Source organism: Microbacterium sp. Leaf351, assembly GCF_001423825.1.
In the GTDB taxonomy this organism is placed as follows: domain Bacteria; phylum Actinomycetota; class Actinomycetes; order Actinomycetales; family Microbacteriaceae; genus Microbacterium; species Microbacterium ginsengisoli.
The window spans coordinates 1-421 of record NZ_LMPK01000022.1 but is presented as its reverse complement, the minus strand read 5'-3'; the positions used below and the strand labels follow the sequence as shown (position 1 = coordinate 421).

At 62.0% G+C, this 421-nt stretch carries 1 protein-coding gene; it reads right to left on the bottom strand.

All coding sequences use genetic code 11. The annotated features are described in order from the left end of the window. The coding region (locus tag ASG00_RS17690) for a hypothetical protein (RefSeq protein WP_235559434.1) at nucleotides 1-377 on the bottom strand (377 nt) is incomplete at its 3' end. Nucleotides 378-421 lie beyond the last annotated feature (44 nt).

The following is a 421-nucleotide window of genomic DNA, read 5'->3' as shown; positions in this document are numbered from 1 at the left end:
CCCCACTCCGGAAGATCTTCAACTGTCTTGCTGCCTGCGATAAGCGGTTCCAACGCTCTCGCAGCGAACGCACGGAAGTGATCGGGGGACGGGTGTCCGACTGCCTCCAAGACGTGGTCAGATGTCGAATAGGCAGCGGCCATCGAGAGGTGCACGGTCAGCGGCCGTTCGTCCTTGTCTTTCAGCCGCTGCCACCCTCGGGCAAGTGCCCTCCAGAGCGAGTCGGCGGGCTGCTTGGCGGGAGTCTGACCAGCGCGGACGAGTTCGCTGAACGTAATGGTCGCGCGGCTAACCCCACCCTTGAACTGATAGGCCTCCCGTCGACCCCTGAGGAATAGGAGCAGATCATCGAGTTGCCCGTGAGCCGCCCCCTTCATTCGGTCCGGACGTTCTGTGAGTCGTCGGTTTCCATTTGATGGGT